The sequence below is a fragment of the Streptomyces sp. 142MFCol3.1 genome, from assembly GCF_000424945.1.
In the GTDB taxonomy this organism is placed as follows: domain Bacteria; phylum Actinomycetota; class Actinomycetes; order Streptomycetales; family Streptomycetaceae; genus Streptomyces; species Streptomyces siamensis.
Genome location: NZ_AUKV01000013.1, coordinates 78192 through 94918 on the forward strand (window position 1 = coordinate 78192; position 16727 = coordinate 94918).

A 16727-nucleotide genomic window follows, 5' to 3' on the forward strand; every position below is an offset into this window, starting at 1 on the left:
AGGCGCTTCGCGGTACACACGACGGCGTTGTGCGCGACAGCAGGGCGGCCGTGCGCGCGACAGCATGGGCGGCGACGCGCGAGGCGGTGCGCGCCGGCGCCTTCCGGCTAGAGCGCGCCCTTGCGCGTCAAGTGGTTGAAGAACAGCCAGCCCGGCAGCACGGGCAGCCAGAGCGTCAGCAGCCGGTACAGCAGGACCGCGGGCGCCGCGACCTCCTTGGGGAGCCCGACGGCGATCAGACCGACCGTGAGGGTGGCCTCGACGGCGCCCACGCCGCCGGGGGTCGGCGCCGCCGATCCCAGCGCGTTGCCGGCGAGGAAGACGACGGCGACGCTGGCGAGGCTCAGCGTGGTCGACTCCTCGTGGCCGAACGCCCGGATCGAAGCGTCCAGGCACATCACGAAGCAGGCGGTCAGCAGCAGCATGCCGCCGATACCGGTGACCAGCTTCTGCGGCCTCTGGAGCACGTCGAGCATGCGCGGCACCACGCCGGCGAACAGGGAGCGCACGCGCGTGACGACGAACTTGCGCAGGAAGGGGACCGACGTCACCACCAGGACAAGTACCGCCACCGTCAGCAGGCCCGCGATGACCGTGCGGGACGGCGACAGGGACGGTGTCTTCTCGGTGCCGGTCAGATAGCCGAAGGAGAGCAGCATCAGGATGTGGCAGCCGAGGCCGAACAGCTGGGAGGCGCCGACGCTCGCCACCGCGAGGCCGGGCCGCACCCCGGCGCGCTGGAGGAAGCGCGTGTTGAGCGCCACACCGCCGACCGCGGCGGGCGCCACGATCTTCACGAACGAGCCGGCGACCTGCGCCGCCACGGTCCGCGCGAACGGCACCCGCTCGGGCACGAAGCCCAGCAGGCTCATCGCCGCCGCGACGTAGCTGAGTGCCGAGAACAGCACCGCCGCGGCGACCCAGCCCCATTCGGCGTTGTCGAAGAGGGTCCCGAACTCGATGTGGGTGAGCTGTGTCAGCAGGAAGTACGCGCCGATCGCTCCGGCGATGAAACTGATCAGCGTGCGCGGTCTGACCCGTTCCAGGCGGGCGGGCTCGACCGGTGCCTGCGGCCTGATCAGCAGCACCTGGTGGCGGATCTGGGAGAGCAGGTCCTCCTCGCGCGCCTCGTCCAGGGCCTCGTCTATCGCGCGCTTCTCGGCGCGCTGCTCCGCCCGCACCGCCTTCTTGCCGGGCTTCTCCTGCACGGACGTCGTGTTCTGCCGTGCCTCCTCCGCGCGGGCGAGCTTGTCCTGCCGGGAGGCCTCGAGGACGGCCTCGCGCTCCCGGTGCGCACGCTCCCGGGCGAGCTTGCGCAGCGTCGCGCGCGTGGAGCGAGTCAGGGCGATCGGCTGGAGCATCGGCAGACAGTCCGCGACCGCGTCCGGGCCGAGCACGCCGACCGCCGACGCCACCGCGCGCTCGGCGCCCACCCGCAGTCCGAGCGTGGTGACGAGCTGGGCGATGTCCATGCGCAGCAGCAGGTCGCCGGCCGCGATCTCGCCGCCGCGCAGATCGGTGAGGATCACCGTGCCGGAACGATCCACCAGAATCGCGTCGCCCGCGAGCCTGCGGTGCGCGATGCGGCGGGACTGAAGGGCCTGCACCTGATGCCAGGTGTCGCGCAGCAGGTCGTCGGTGATGAGCTCGTCGGGAACCGAGTCGAGGGTGCGCCCGCCGGTGTGCTCGTAGACGAGCATCACGGCGTCCGGGCCCAGCTCGGAGGTCGCGATCAGCTTGGGCGCGTTGGCGCCGGCCGCGATGGCCGCGTACGCGAGGAGCGCCTCCTGCTCCAGCGCCTGACGCAGTGACTGCAGGCTCCGGCGGGTGGTGATGCCGCGCAGGGTCAAACGTCGCCACACACGGTAGAAGAATCCCTGCGCCTGCTGCTCACGGTCGACGACCGTGACGTCCAGGGGCCGGCCGTCCTCCAGGGTGACGAAGTAGCGCCTGCCGCGGTCGCCGTTCTCCGTGGCGTCCGGCGCTTCCTCGCGGGCCGCGCTCACCGGGTGGAAGCCGACGTGGCGCAGGCCCGCCATGAGCGTCCGGCCGGTGGGCCGCACGTTCGGCGAGCCGACCGCGTACAGCGTCCCGTAGGCGACGGTCCAGCCGATGAGCACGGTCAGGATGATCGAGAAGGGCGTCGTGTAGCCGGTGACCAGCATGGAGAAGGCGTCCAGGAGGAGCACCACCCAGAGCACCGCGCGCCAGCGCGGTCTGCGGGACATGCCGACGGCCGTCATGTACGCGATGACGGGTGCGAGATAGCCGTGCACCGGGTCGGTGAGGGCGTGGATGTCTCCGGGGGACGGCTGGGTGAGGGCTTCCTGGATGGAGTCCGGCGCCGCCTTCGCCACCCACAGGTCGGTGGCGAGTGTCACCCCGTGCGCGAGGACCGCGGCGAGCACGCCGTCGGCGATGCGCAGCCCGTCCCGTTTGATCAGCCGCTCGATCGCGAAGGCGACCGGCACCAGGAGGATCGCGATGCTCGACGCCAGGCCCGCGATCTTGATGAGCAGGTCGGGTGCCTGGCCGGTGCCCTTGTTGATGTCCTGTTCGAGCCCCGAGGTGGTGCCGTGCGCGAACGCGGCGACGGCGAGGAGCACGACGATCGCGAGGACCCCGACCAGAAGCCGCATCAGGTCGGACGGCCGGTGCACGCGCGCGGGGAGCAGGGGCTCGTCGCCCTCGACCTCGTCCGTGGGACCGTCGTCCGTGCCCGCCTCGGCCTGCGCTTCCGCGCTCTCGCGGGCTTCAGTGGCGGTCTCGTCGGCGGTCGTGGGGACGGACCCGTGCTTCTTCTTGCCCGCGTCGTTCACCTCGGCGCCGCCGGTCTCCGGGCGTGACGAGGCCGCGGAGGTGCCCTCTGAGTCTTCGGGGTGCACGCTCTGCTGCCTCATGGTCTCTTCTTGATCTCGTATCACCGGTCACCGCCCGGACGATGGTGGCATGCCCGACCGACACACGGGGGCATCAGGGTGCAATACGGGGGCGCACAGTCTGCCCGAAGCACGGCGGCCGGGGCGAGCGGTACGCACAGTGGTCGCCGCGTCGCACTGTCGGTGGGGTGGGGCAGGATGGGGCGGATGAGCGAGGAGAGCCTTCCGGCGGACGCGCTGCCGGAGTATGCGGAGCGGGTCCTCGACGTCGCCGAGTCGATTCCGCCCGGACGCGTGATGACGTACGGCGACGTCGCGGAATGGCTGGACGAGGGCGGGCCGCGCCAGGTGGGCCGAGTGATGGCCCTCTACGGGGGAGCGGTCCCGTGGTGGCGTGTCATACGCGCCGACGGCGTGCTGCTGCCCGGCCACGAGCTGGAGGCGCTCGCGCGCTACCGCGAGGAGGGCACGCCGCTGAGAGAGGCGGGCCGGGCCTCCGAGGGTCATGTGCCGCGCGTCGACATGAGACGAGCGCGTTGGGACGGCGGCGAGCACGCGGAAGGTCACACCTGACAGCTTCCGCCATCCGAGGGTCGGACGGGGCGCCTGTGGCCCGTACGAGGGAAACGAGGCACATCCGTGACATGCCGTACGTTCGTGGTGCGGGGGACGTGGGTGACGCGGGTGATGTGAGGGAAGCGGGTGATGTGAGGGAAGAAGGGGAAGCCCTGCTTCCGCGAAGCCCACCGGCGTAGCGTCTTCGGCGCGCACCTTCCTCACCCCGCGGCCACCGCCGCCCCGTGCGCGGCGGTCCTCCCGTCCGACTCCCGACCACCGTCCCCCGATGGCGGCGCTCCGCGCCGGCAGTGACGAACCGCACAACCACCAGGACCGGCGAACCACGTGAGCTCCTCTTCCTCCACCAGGCGCCTGACGCACCCCCCGGTGCGTCAGGGGGCCCGCGGCGCGTACCGGCTGGTGCGTACCCCGCCGGCCCGGGTGACCCCCCCTCGTCTGGACGCGGAGCAGCGCGCGGTGGTTGACCACAGGAGCGGTCCGCTGCTCGTCCTCGCAGGTCCGGGCACCGGCAAGACGACCACGCTCGTCGAGTCCGTGGCCGCCCGGATCGCCCGCGACGGTGACCCGGAGCGGGTGCTCGTGCTGACGTTCAGCAGAAAGGCCGCCGTCGAGCTGCGCGACCGCATGGCGCTGCGCATAGGGGCCGCCCGTGCACCCCAGGCCACCACCTTCCACTCCTTCTGTTACGCCCTCGTCCGCGCGCAGCAGGACAGCGACCTGTTCGTGGAGCCGCTGAGGCTGCTGTCCGGCCCCGAACAGGACGTGGCCGTGCGTGAGCTGCTCGCCGGGCAGCCCGACCTGGAGCGGCTCGGCCTCGCACATGTGCGCTGGCCCGACGACCTGCGAGCCTGCCTCACCACGCGCGGCTTCGCCGACGAGGTCCGCGCCGTCCTCGCCCGCAGCCGTGAACTGGGCCTCGGCCCCGACGCCCTGGACGCCTTCGCCCGCCGCATCGGCCGTCCCGACTGGGGCGCGGCGGCGGCCTTCCTCGCCGAGTACCTCGACGTACTCGACATGCAAGGGGTGCTCGACTACGCGGAACTGGTCCACCGCGCGGTGCTCCTAGCCCGGCGCCCCGAGGTCGCTCAGCAGCTCGCCGCGCGGTACGACGCGGTCTACGTGGACGAGTACCAGGACACCGACCCCGCGCAGGTACGGCTGCTGAACGCCCTCGCGGGCGGCGGACGCACCCTCGTCGCCTTCGGTGACCCCGACCAGTCGATCTACGCGTTCCGCGGCGCCGACGTCAACGGAATCCTGGACTTCCCCGACGCCTTCCCGAGCGCCGACGGCCGTCCGGCACCGGTCCAGGTGCTGCGGACGTCCCGGCGCTCCGGCGCGGCCCTGCTGTCCGCCACCCGCCTGCTCACCCAGCGCATGCCGCTGATCCGCCTGCCGGCGGAGAAGGTACGCGCCCACCGCGAGCTGTCGCCGGTCCGGGACGGGGGCCGCGTGGAGGTCCACACGTACCCGACGCCCGGTACGGAACTCGACAACATCGCGGACCTGCTGCGCCGCGCCCACCTGGAGGACGGTGTCCCCTGGGGCGAGATGGCCGTCCTGGTGCGCGCGGGTGCCCGCACGATCCCGACGATCCGGCGGGCCCTCACGGCCGCGGGGGTCCCCCTCGACATCGACGGCGACGACCTGCCGCTGCGGCACGAACCGGCCGTCGCACCCCTGCTCGCGGCCTTGCGGGCGGTGGCCCGCGCGGAGGACTCCGGCCCGGAGGGGGGCGCGCCCTCGGACGCCGCGACCACCGGGGCCGGTGGGGGTGCCGATGCCGATGGCGCGGACACCGGTGACGTCAACAGCGGTGACGCGGCTGCCGGTGGCGCGAGGGCCGGTGATGTGGAGGGTGATGGGACGGCCGGTGGCGCGGGGGCCGGTGATGTGGAGGGCGAGGACGCGGAGAGCGGGGACGCGGAGGCCGGTGACGCAGGCACCGACGACGTGACGGCGACCGCGTCGTCCTGGCTCGACACCGAGACCGCGCTTGCCCTGCTCGCCTCCCCCCTGGCGAGCATGGACGCCGCCGATCTGCGCCGCCTGGGCCGCGCGCTGCGCGAGGAGGAGCGCGCCGCCGGGAATCTCGTACCGCCGCCGTCCGACGAACTGCTCGCCCGTGCGCTCGCCGAGCCGGAGAGGCTCGTCGCGCACGACCCCGCGTACGCCCGCGGGGCGCAGCGCCTGGGCGCCCTGCTGCGCAAGGCACGCGAGTGCCTCGCCGGCGGCGGGACCGCCGAGGAGGCGCTCTGGGAGCTGTGGGAAGGCACACCGTGGCCGCAGCGCCTGGAGCGGGCCGCCCGCCGCGGCGGGGCGGCCGGGCGCAACGCCGACCGTGACCTGGACGCCGTCTGCGCGCTCTTCGCCACCGCTGCGCGCGCCGAGGAACGCACCGGCGGCCGGGGCGCCCTGAACTTCCTGGAGGAGATCGAGGCCGAGGACATCGCCGCCGACACCCTCACCCGCAGGGCCGTGCGCCCGGACGCCGTGCGCCTGATGACCGCACACCGCTCCAAGGGCCTGGAATGGCGCCTGGTCGTCGTGGCCGGGGTCCAGGAGGGTCTCTGGCCCGACCTGCGCCGCCGTGGCTCGCTGCTGGAGGCGGACCGCATCGGCCGTGACGGACTCGCCGAACCCCTCACCCCCGGCGCCCTGCTCTCCGAGGAGCGGCGACTGTTCTACGTGGCCGCCACGCGCGCGCGTGAACGCCTCGTCGTCACCGCCGTGAAGGCCCCCGCCGACGACGGCGACCAGCCCTCCCGGTTCCTGACCGAGCTCGGCGTGGAGCCGAAGGACGTGACCGGCCGCCCACGCCGTCCCCTTTCCGTGGCCGCGCTCGTCGCCGAACTGCGCGCCACGACCGTCGACCCGCGCGTCTCGGACACCCTCAGGCAGGCCGCGGCCCAGCGCCTCGCCCGGCTCGCCGCACTCGCGGACGAGGACGGCCGCCCGCTGGTCCCGTCGGCGCATCCCTACCGCTGGTGGGGCATGTACGAACCGACCGAGAGCAAGGTGCCGCTGCGCGACCGCGACCAGCCCGTCGTGCTGTCCGGCAGCGCCCTCGACCAGCTCGCCAACACCTGTGCCCTCCAGTGGTTCCTGGGCCGCGAAGTGAAGGCCGACGCACCCGCCACCGCCGCCCAGGGCTTCGGCAACGTGGTGCACGTCCTCGCCGACGAGGTCGCCTCCGGGCACAGCCCCGCCGACCTCGCCGTCCTCATGGAGCGCCTCGACTCCGTGTGGAACGCGCTCGCCTTCGACGCGCCCTGGAAGTCCGCCCAGGAGAAGGAGCACGCGCGCGTGGCGCTCGAACGCTTCCTGGAGTGGCACGTCATGGACCGCACCGGCCGTACGCCGGTGGCCAGCGAGCACGACTTCGACGTCACGCTCGACGCGGGCTCCTACGAAGTGCGCATCCGCGGCTCCATGGACCGCGTCGAGGCGGACACCGAGGGCCGCGCCTACGTGGTCGACTTCAAGACCGGCAAGCAGGCGCCGACCGCCGCCGAGGTGGCCCACCACCCGCAGCTCGCCGTCTACCAGCTCGCAGTCCGGGAGGGTGCCGTCGACGACGTCTTCGACGGCGTGCGTCCCGAGCCGGGCGGTGCCGAACTGGTCCAGCTGCGCCAGGGCGCCGCCAAGAAGAACGGCGGGGAGACACTCCCCAAGGTGCAGGTCCAGGAGCCGCTGGAGGGCGAGTGGGTGGGCGACCTGCTGGCCACCGCCGCCGGGAAGGTCCTCGACGAACGGTTCTCGCCGACCGCCGGACAGCACTGCGCACACTGCGCCTTCCGGGCATCCTGCAGCGCCCGGCCGGAGGGACGGCACGTCGTCGAGTGAGCCGCAGGCCTGGGACCGCGCGCGCGAGCCGGCCGCCGCCCCGGACCGCGTCAGCGAGTGAGCCGCCCCGGACCGCGTCAGCGAGTGACGTACGGCACCACATGGGCTGACCTGCGGTTCTTCCGCCCCGACGGCCGATGTGGCCCCCGCTGTCAGTGGGCGCCGCTAGCCTCTCTGACGTGTCCGCCCGTATCACTGATCCCGAGCAGCTCAAGGAGCTCCTCGGGATCCCGTTCACCCCGGAGCAGACGGCCTGCATCACCGCACCGCCCGCCCCGCAGGTGATCGTGGCCGGAGCCGGATCGGGCAAGACCACGGTGATGGCCGCGCGTGTGGTGTGGCTGGTCGGCACCGGCCAGGTCGCCCCCGAGCAGGTACTCGGCCTGACCTTCACCAACAAGGCCGCCGGCGAACTCGCCGAGCGCGTCCGCAAGGCACTGGTCAAGGCAGGCGTCACCGACCCCGACGTCATCGACCCGGACAACCCGCCGGGTGAGCCCGTCATCTCCACGTACCACGCCTTCGCCGGCCGCCTGCTGACCGACCACGGCCTGCGCATCGGGCTCGAACCGACCTCCCGGCTACTGGCCGACGCGACGCGCTACCAGCTCGCCGCGCGCGTGCTGCGCGAGGCACCGGGGCCGTTCCCGGCACTGACCCGCTCGTTCGCCGATCTGGTCGGCGACCTCCTCACCCTCGACTCCGAGCTCGCCGAACACCTCGTACGCCCCGAGGACCTGCGCGCGTACGACGCCGAGTTGCTGCGCGCGCTCGCCGGCGCCAGACTCACCAACGCCGACCTGCGCAAGGTCCCCGAGGCGGCGGCCGCCCGGCGGGAACTCGCCGAGCTGGTCGGGCGCTACCGCGCGGCCAAACGCGAGCGCGACCTCCTCGACTTCGGCGACCAGATCGCCCTTTCGGCCACCCTCGCCCGCACCCGTCCCGAGGTGGGGGAGATCCTGCGCGACGAGTTCCGCGTCGTGCTGCTGGACGAGTACCAGGACACGTCGGTGGCCCAGCGCGTCCTCCTCGCCGGACTGTTCGGCGGTGGCACCGGACACCCGGTCACCGCGGTCGGCGACCCCTGCCAGGCGATTTACGGCTGGCGCGGCGCCTCCGTCGCCAACCTCGACGACTTCCCCGACCACTTCGCCCACCGTGACGGCCGCCCCGCCACCCGTCAGGCGCTCAGCGAGAACCGCCGCAGCGGCGGCCGCCTCCTCGACCTCGCCAACGGCCTGGCGGAGCCCCTGCGCGCCATGCACGCGGGCGTGGAGGCGCTGCGCCCCGCCGCCGGGGCCGAGCGCGACGGCCTGGTCCGCTGCGCACTGCTGCGCACCCACGCCGAGGAGATCGACTGGCTCGCCGACTCCCTCGCCCATCTCGTACGCACCGGCAAGGCGCCCGGAGAGATCGCGGTCCTGTGCCGTACAGCCGGGGACTTCGCCGAGATCCAGGGCGCCCTCGTCGCCCGCGACATCCCCGTCGAAGTCGTGGGCCTCTCCGGCCTGCTGCACCTGCCCGAGGTCGCCGACCTCGTCGCCGTCTGCGAGGTGCTCCAGGACCCCGGAGCCAACGCCTCCTTGGTACGGCTGCTCACCGGTCCGCGCTGGCGCATCGGGCCCCGCGACCTCGCTCTCCTGGGGCGGCGCGCCCGGTTGCTGGTGTCCCACGCGCGCGCGGGAGCCGACGACGACCCGGAGCGCCGGCTCGCCGCGGCCGTCGAAGGCGTCGACCCGTCCGAGGTGATATCGCTCGCGGACGCCCTCGACACGTTCCTGGAGCTGCCCATCGAGGCCGAGGGGGACGACGACGGGCTGCCGTTCTCGCCGGACGCGCGCGTACGGTTCGCGCGGCTCGCGGCGGAACTGCGCGACCTGCGCCGCTCGCTCGCCGACCCGCTGATGGACGTCCTGCACCGGGTGCTCGCCGTCACCGGCCTGGAGGTCGAGCTCTCGGCCTCCCCGCACGCCCTAGCCGCCCGCCGCCGCGAGACCCTGTCGAACTTCCTGGACATCGCCGCCTCCTTCGCCGCGGGCGACGGCGAGGCGAGCCTGCTGGCCTTCCTCGGCTTCCTGCGCACCGCCGCGCAGTACGAGAAGGGCCTCGACAACGCCCTCCCGGGCGGCGAGAACACCGTCAAGGTGCTGACCGCGCACAAGTCCAAGGGTCTGGAGTGGGACGTCGTCGCGGTCCCCGGCCTCGTCACCGGAACCTTCCCCAGCAGCCAGGGCCGCGAGAAGTGGACCGCGCAGGGCAAGGTCCTGCCGCACGAGCTGCGCGGCGACGCCGACACACTGCCCGACGTCGACGCCTGGGACGCCAAGGGCATCAAAGGCTTCCACGAGGCCATGAAGGACCACCAGCACACCGAGGAACTCCGCCTCGGCTACGTCACCTTCACCCGCCCCCGCTCCCTCCTGCTCGGTTCCGGCCACTGGTGGGGCCCCTCCCAGAAGCGACCGCGCGGCCCCTCGGACTTCCTGCACGCCCTGTACGAGCACTGTGCGGCCGGACACGGCGAGATCGAGGCCTGGGCCGACGAGCCGGCCGAGGACGAGGAGAATCCCGCCCTCCACGAGGCGGCCGCCGACCACGCGTGGCCGCTCCCGCTCGACGACGCGGCACTCGCCCGCCGCCGCGCGGCCGCCGAGACCGTACTCGCACACCTGGAGCGGGTCGCGTCGCACGAGGAGGCCCGTCCCGGGACCTGGCAGGCCGGGCCGCGGGCCGCGCACGACCCGGCCTCCTACGACGACCCCGACTGGCCGCCCCCGCCGGAGGACGACGAGCCCCTCTATGGGCCGCCCGACGAGCCGCCTTACGAAGAGGGCGACTTCGCCGAGGGCGAGCCCTTCTCCGACGCCGATCCTTTCCTGGACCACGCTCCGGTGCCCGACGGCGATCGGCACTCCTACGGACATCGCCTCGACGGCGGCGATCAGCACTCCAGCGCCGATCCGTTCCCCGAGAGCGATCAGGCCGCCTGGGAGTCGTGGACGACGGACCGCCCGGCCGGACGGCCGACGGTTCCCCGTCAGGCGGCAGGCCCGGGAAGCCGTCCGCATACCGAGGGCCCCGGCCGGCTCACCCCCGAGGAAGCCCGCACCCTCGCCTCCTGGGACCGCGACCTGGACGCGCTGGCCGGGGAACTGCTGCGTGCCCGCGCGACGGTCACCGACGTCCCCCTCCCGGCTTCGCTCACCGCGTCGCAGCTGCTGCGGCTGGCCGCCGACCCGGACGGCTTCGCGCAGGAGCTGGCACGTCCCATGCCGCGCCCCCCGCAGCCCGCGGCGCGCCGGGGCACACGCTTCCACGCCTGGGTGGAGTCCCGCTTCGAGGAGCTGCGGCTGCCGATGCTGGAGCCCGAGGAGCTGCCCGGCACCGACGCCGAGATCGCCGACGAACGTGATCTGGAGGCCCTCAAGGAAGCCTTCGAACGCACTCCGTACGCCCAGCGCACCCCGTATCGCGTCGAGGCGCCCTTCCAGCTCGCCATCGCCGGACGCGTCGTGCGCGGCCGCATCGACGCCGTCTACAAGGAGGGCGACGGCCGGGCAGCGACGTACGAGATCGTCGACTGGAAGACCAGCCGAGCCCGCACAGCCGACCCGCTCCAGCTGGCGCTCTACCGCCTCGCCTGGGCCGAGCAGCAGGACGTGCCCCCGGAATCCGTCACGGCCGCCTTCCTGTACGTCCGCAGCGGCGAGATCGTCCGGCCCGAGCTGCCGGACCGTGCCGCGCTGGAGCGGCTGATCGTCGAGGACCCCACGGGCTCCCGGGCCGGGACGCCGGGGGAAGAGCAGGGTCCCCGGTACGGGACGCCCGGGGAACCGCCGGGCGGACACGCCCCCGCGGGCGGATAGGCTCGTGAGCATGAGCAAGCCCGTTGACAACGCCGTCAGCACCGTCCGTGCGTACATCCAGACCCACCGAGCCGCCTTCCTCGACGACCTCGCGGAATGGCTGCGCATCCCCTCCGTGTCGGCCCAGCCCGACCATGCCGTGGACGTGGCACGCAGCGCCGACTGGCTTGCAGCCAAGCTCCAGGAGACCGGTTTCACCACCGCGGAGGTCTGGCCGACCGCCGGTGCCCCGGCCGTCTTCGCCGAGTGGCCCTCCGACGACCCCGAGGCACCCACCGTCCTCGTCTACGGGCACCACGACGTGCAGCCCGCCGCCCGCGAGGACGGCTGGGACAGCGAGCCCTTCGAGCCGGTGATCCGGGGCAACCGCCTCCACGCGCGCGGGGCCGCCGACGACAAGGGCCAAGTGTTCTTCCACACACTCGGTGTCCGCGCCCACCTCGCCGCCACCGGACGCACCACCCCGGCCGTCCACCTCAAGCTCCTGATCGAGGGCGAGGAGGAGTCCGGCTCACCGCACTTCCGCGACCTCGTCGAGGCGCACGCGGACCGGCTCGCCGCCGACGCGGTGATCGTCTCCGACACCGGCATGTGGTCCGAGGACACCCCCACGGTGTGCACCGGCATGCGCGGTCTCGCCGAGTGCGAGATCGAGCTGCACGGCCCCGACCAGGACATCCACTCCGGCTCCTTCGGCGGCGCCGTGCCCAACCCCGCGACCGCCGCCGCCCGGCTCGTCGCCGCCCTGCACGACGAGCACGCGCGCGTGGCCGTGCCCGGCTTCTACGACGGCATCACCGCACTCACCGACCGCGAGCGCGAGCTCTTCGCCGAGCTGCCCTTCGACGAGGAGACGTGGCTGCGCACGGCCAGGTCGACGGCCACCCACGGCGAGGCCGGCCACACCACCCTGGAGCGCATCTGGGCCCGTCCGACCGCCGAGGTCAACGGCATCGGCGGCGGCTACCAGGGCCCCGGCAGCAAGACGATCATCCCGTCCTCGGCCATGGTCAAGCTCTCCTTCCGGCTGGTCGCTGGGCAGGACCCGGACCACATCGAGAAGGCGGTACGCGCCTGGGCCGCCGAGCGGCTGCCCGCCGGCATCCGGCACGAGATCACCTTCGGCGCGGCCACCCGCCCGTGCCTCACGCCCCTGGACCACCCGGCGCTCCAGTCCGTCGCACGCGCCATGGGCCGCGCCTTCGAGCAGCCGATCCGCTTCACCCGGGAGGGGGGCTCCGGGCCCGCGGCCGACCTTCAGGAAGTCCTCGGGGCCCCGGTGCTCTTCCTCGGGATCTCCGTCCCGTCCGACGGCTGGCACGCCCCGAACGAGAAGGTCGAACTCGATCTCCTCATGAAGGGCGTCGAGACGACGGCCCACCTGTGGGGCGATCTGGCCGAGAGCTGGCCCGAGGCACACTGAAGGAGCCGATCCGCGCCCTGGAGGGCGTTCCGCACACCCGTCCCGCTGAACCGCCCGCCGAAACAACCGTTACACCGGGGGAGTTGGAAGCACCCGTGACCACCTGGACCGACCGCACCGCCGACCGTCCCATCTCGCTCACCGCACCGAGCGGCATCGACCGCGCCGCCCACCACCGGCTCGACGAGGCCTGGCTCGCGGCGGCTTGGAGCCACCCCACGACCCGTGTCTTCGTGGTCTCGGGCGGTCAGGTACTCATCGACGAGACCGCGGACGGCACCACCGAACTGGTGATGACGCCCGCCTTCGAAGCCCCGCTCACCGAGGCACACCGCTACTTCCTCGGCACGGACGACGACGGTGTGAGCTACTTCGCACTCCAGAAGGACACGCTGCCGGGCCGCATCGACCAGTCCGCGCGGCCGGCGGGCCTGCGCGAGGCCGGACTCCTGCTCTCGCCGCGCGACTCGGGTCTCATGGTGCACGCGGTCGCCCTGGAGAACTGGCAGCGACTGCACCGGTTCTGCTCGCGCTGCGGCGAACGCACGGTCATCGCCGCCGCCGGTCACATCCGCCGCTGCCCCGCCTGCGGGGCCGAGCACTACCCCCGCACCGACCCGGCCGTGATCATGGCGGTGACGGACGACGCCGACCGCATCCTGCTCGGCCGCCAGGTGCACTGGCCCGAAGGGCGCTTCTCCACGCTCGCCGGCTTCGTCGAGCCCGGTGAGTCCATCGAGCATTCCGTGCGCCGCGAGGTCTTCGAGGAGGTGGGCGTCACGGTCGGCGAGGTCGAGTACGTCGCCAGCCAGCCCTGGCCCTTCCCCTCCAGCCTCATGCTCGGCTTCATGGCCCGTGCCACCTCGTCGGAGATCAACGTCGACGGCGAGGAGATCCACGAAGCCCGCTGGTTCTCCCGGGACGAGCTGCGGGCCGCTTTCGAGTCCGGGGAGGTGCTGCCCCCCTACGGAATCTCGATCGCGGCCCGCCTCATCGAGCTCTGGTACGGCAAGCCCCTGCCCACACGGGCGGTCGCTTGATCCGGCACCATCGAGTGGTGCGAGGCGAACGGTAAGGGCCTGATCTCCTGTGAGGAGGGCTTCGACCTCCCGAAGCCGTGGGGCAAGACGATCGCCAGGATCCTTGCCGTGGTCGCCGCGGCCGAGCCGGCCGCCATCAAGGCCCGCAACAAGGCTTCCCGGGAGACCATGCGCAAGACGGGTCTCGCCCCGCTCAAGACGGCCTCCCATCCACAGCGTGGGTGCCGAGGACGGGCGTTGTCCTGCCGCTGCGGTCCCCCGGGGCACACAGAACCCCCGATCGGCGTCAGGCCGGTCGGGGGCTGCGTCTCGCGGGGGTCAGACGCCGAGCGCCCGCTTCACCTGGGCGAGGCTCGGGTTCGTCATCACGACCTCGGCGCCGCCGCCGGAGGGAACCACCTGAACGGTCGGAACCGTCTGGTTTCCGCCGTTCGCCTTCTCCACGAACGCCGCGGACTGCGGGTCCTGCTCGATGTTGATCTCTGTGTACGCGATGCCCTCGCGGTCCATCTGGCTCTTCAGCCGACGGCAGTAACCGCACCACGTGGTGCTGTACATCGTCACAGTGCCCTGCATGTCGTTTGCGCTCCTTCAGGCTCGGGGTTGCGTCATGGCTGCCAGTGGAACGCAAGTGACCTGCCCGGCATTCCCACCGGGGGTATGCGACGCCGCTCCTGATGCGGCTGTCCCGTCGGATCAGGAGCGTGACGCCTGTCGCATTAGTACGACTGCGGGCGTCCCCCTGTGGACAACCGGCTCATCCGCCTCCGGCGACCTGGCAGCATGGCGGGGTGACAGCAGCAACGCACTCCACCCTCTTCCCGCAGGTTCCGGACACGGCCGACGCGGTGCTCGACGGGCTCGACCCGGAGCAGCGCGAGGTCGCCACCGCGCTGCACGGTCCGGTGTGTGTGCTGGCGGGGGCGGGCACCGGCAAGACGCGGGCGATCACCCACCGCATCGCCTATGGCGTCCGGGCGGGGGTGCTCCACCCTTCCAGCGTGCTGGCCGTCACCTTCACCAACCGCGCCGCCGGCGAGATGCGCGGCCGACTGCGCCAGCTCGGCGCCGGGGGAGTCCAGGCTCGCACCTTCCACTCCGCCGCCCTGCGCCAGCTCCAGTACTTCTGGCCCAAGGCGGTCGGTGGCGGCCTGCCCCGGCTCGTCGACCGCAAGATCCAGCTCGTCGCGGACGCGGCGGCCGCCTGTCGCATCCGCCTCGACCGGGGTGAGCTGCGGGACGTCACCAGCGAGATCGAGTGGTCCAAGGTCACCCAGACCATCCCCGCCGACTACGCGGCCGCCGCCGCCAAGGCCCGACGTGAGGCCCCCCGCGACCCGGCGGAGATCGCCCAGCTCTACGCGGCGTACGAGGACCTCAAGCGGGACCGCACGGTCATCGACTTCGAGGATGTCCTGCTGCTGACGGTCGCCATCCTCCAGGATCGGCACGACATCGCCGAGCAGGTCCGCTCCCAGTACCAGCACTTCGTGGTCGACGAGTACCAGGACGTCAGCCCGCTCCAGCAGCGCCTGCTCGAACTGTGGCTCGGCGAGCGCGAAAGCCTCTGTGTGGTCGGCGACGCCAGCCAGACGATCTATTCGTTCACCGGTGCAACTCCCGACCATCTTCTCGACTTCCGCACCCGCCACCCCTCGGCCACTGTCGTCAAGCTCGTCCGCGACTACCGCTCCTCGCCCCAGGTCGTCCATCTGGCCAACGGCCTGCTCGCCCAGGCCCGTGGCCGGGCCGCCGACCACAGGCTCGAACTGATCTCGCAGCGCGCCCCCGGCCCCGAGCCCGTGTACGCGGAGTACACGGACGAGCCCGCCGAGGCCGAAGGAGCCGCGCGCCGCATCCGCGACCTCGTCGCCTCCGGCGTCCCCGCGGGTGAGATCGCGATCCTCTTCCGTACGAACTCCCAGTCGGAGATCTACGAGCAGGCCCTCGCCGATGCCGGTGTGCCCTATCAGCTGCGCGGTGCCGAGCGGTTCTTCGACCGTCCCGAGGTGCGCAAAGCGGGTGCCGCCCTGCGTGCCGCGGCCCGGTTCGGCGGCAACGACTCACTGCTCGACGACACCGTCGACCTGCCCTCGCAGGTCCGTGCCGTGTTGTCGGGCGAGGGCTGGACCAGCCGGCCGCCCGCCGGTTCGGGCGCGGTCAGGGAGCGCTGGGAGTCGCTCGCCGCCCTGGTGAACCTCGCGCAGGACTTCGCCGCGGCCAAGCCCGCTGCCACGCTCGGTGACCTCGTCGCCGAGCTCGACGAGCGGGCGAGCGCGCAACACGCCCCGACCGTCCAGGGTGTCACCCTCGCCTCCCTCCACTCCGCCAAGGGACTGGAGTGGGACGTCGTCTTTCTGGTCGGCGTCGCCGAGGGCATGATGCCGATCACCTACGCAAAGACCGACGAGCAGGTCGAGGAGGAGCGCCGCCTCCTCTATGTGGGTGTCACCCGCGCCAGAGAGCACCTCTTCGTCTCCTGGGCGTTGTCCCGCTCGCCCGGCGGACGCCCCAGCCGGCGCCCCAGCCGTTTTCTGGACGGCCTGCGCCCCGGCTCCGTCAGAACCGCGGGCCGCACCGGGTTCGGGGGTGCGGGAGGCATCGAGCGGGGGGTCGGGAGCAGCGGCGGCCCGGCCGTGCGGCGCACCGGCCGGACCCCGGCTCGCTGCCGGGTCTGCGGCCGCACCCTCACCGACGCCGGTGAGATGAAGCTGATGCGCTGTGAGGACTGCCCCTCCGACATGGACGAGGGCCTCTACGAGCGGTTGCGCGAGTGGCGTGCTGTGCAGGCGGAGCGCAGCGGACAGCCCGCGTTCTGCGTCTTCACCGACAAGACGCTCATGGCGATCGCCGAGACCGTGCCCGGGGACGAGGGAGAGCTCGCCCGGATCCCTGGCGTCGGAGTACGCAAGCTCAACCGCTTCGGAGCCGATGTTCTGGCCATCTGTGCAGGTCAGGAGCCCGAGAGGGAAGACGAGGGTGACTGATGCAAACTCGTCGAAAAAATAGTTTGCGCATGCCCCAGCAATCCCCATAGGTTCTAAGCACGGAAACGGCGGCCTTCTCCAAGGCCCCACTTCCGTGCTGTACTTAA

General features: G+C 72.6%; 8 protein-coding genes and 1 pseudogene. 7 read left to right on the forward strand and 2 right to left on the reverse strand.

All coding sequences use genetic code 11. The features are described from left to right. Positions 1-107 precede the first annotated feature (107 nt). Positions 108-2900 carry a lysylphosphatidylglycerol synthase domain-containing protein gene (locus H305_RS0120370; protein WP_028802008.1) on the reverse strand — a complete coding sequence of 931 codons (2793 nt, stop codon included), beginning with the start codon at positions 2898-2900 and terminating at the stop codon, positions 108-110. Between the two features lie 186 nt (positions 2901-3086). On the opposite strand from H305_RS0120370, the gene H305_RS0120375 reads away from it, so the two are divergent. The 6 genes and pseudogenes from H305_RS0120375 to H305_RS56420 all read left to right on the forward strand — a co-directional run. Continuing rightward, positions 3087-3452, forward strand: coding sequence for an MGMT family protein (locus H305_RS0120375; RefSeq protein ID WP_028802009.1), 366 nt, complete (start codon positions 3087-3089; stop codon positions 3450-3452). A 330-nt stretch (positions 3453-3782) separates the two neighbouring features. Further along, positions 3783-7304, forward strand: a complete 3522-nt coding sequence (locus H305_RS0120380) for an ATP-dependent helicase (protein WP_037764712.1) — start codon at positions 3783-3785, stop codon at positions 7302-7304. Positions 7305-7483: 179 nt separating this feature from the next. Beyond that, positions 7484-11170: an ATP-dependent DNA helicase gene (locus H305_RS46575; RefSeq protein ID WP_051370779.1), complete on the forward strand. Its 3687-nt coding sequence runs from the start codon at positions 7484-7486 to the stop codon at positions 11168-11170. 10 nt (positions 11171-11180) lie between these two features. After that, the gene (locus H305_RS0120390; protein ID WP_028802011.1) at positions 11181-12593 is read left to right on the forward strand and encodes a dipeptidase; all 1413 of its coding nucleotides are present in this window, start codon (positions 11181-11183) and stop codon (positions 12591-12593) included. Between the two features lie 83 nt (positions 12594-12676). Beyond that, positions 12677-13633 carry an NAD(+) diphosphatase gene (nudC, locus tag H305_RS0120395; protein ID WP_028802012.1) on the forward strand — a complete coding sequence of 319 codons (957 nt, stop codon included), beginning with the start codon at positions 12677-12679 and terminating at the stop codon, positions 13631-13633. A gap of 9 nt (positions 13634-13642) precedes the next feature. After that, positions 13643-13804: pseudogene (locus tag H305_RS56420) on the forward strand (recombinase family protein); the annotation flags it as partial. A 147-nt stretch (positions 13805-13951) separates the two neighbouring features. Here H305_RS56420 and H305_RS0120400 read toward each other — a convergent pair. Next, positions 13952-14209, reverse strand: coding sequence for a mycoredoxin (locus H305_RS0120400; protein WP_028802013.1), 258 nt, complete (start codon positions 14207-14209; stop codon positions 13952-13954). A gap of 101 nt (positions 14210-14310) precedes the next feature. Here H305_RS0120400 and H305_RS0120405 point away from each other — a divergent pair, with 101 nt between their 5' ends. Next, a complete protein-coding gene (locus H305_RS0120405) occupies positions 14311-16620 on the forward strand; it encodes an ATP-dependent DNA helicase UvrD2 (RefSeq protein ID WP_078629144.1) in 2310 nt (769 codons plus the stop codon). The last annotated feature ends 107 nt before the right edge of the window (positions 16621-16727 follow it).

Bases quoted from the DNA above. Each gene is read 5' to 3' on its own strand.
- H305_RS0120370 (WP_028802008.1), bottom strand. From the start codon at position 2,900: ATGAGGCAGCAGAGCGTGCACCCCGAAGACTCAGAGGGCACCTCCGCG.
- H305_RS0120375 (WP_028802009.1), top strand. From the start codon at position 3,087: ATGAGCGAGGAGAGCCTTCCGGCGGACGCGCTGCCGGAGTATGCGGAG.
- H305_RS0120390 (WP_028802011.1), top strand. From the start codon at position 11,181: ATGAGCAAGCCCGTTGACAACGCCGTCAGCACCGTCCGTGCGTACATC.
- H305_RS0120400 (WP_028802013.1), bottom strand. From the start codon at position 14,209: ATGCAGGGCACTGTGACGATGTACAGCACCACGTGGTGCGGTTACTGC.
- H305_RS0120405 (WP_078629144.1), top strand. From the start codon at position 14,311: ATGCGGCTGTCCCGTCGGATCAGGAGCGTGACGCCTGTCGCATTAGTA.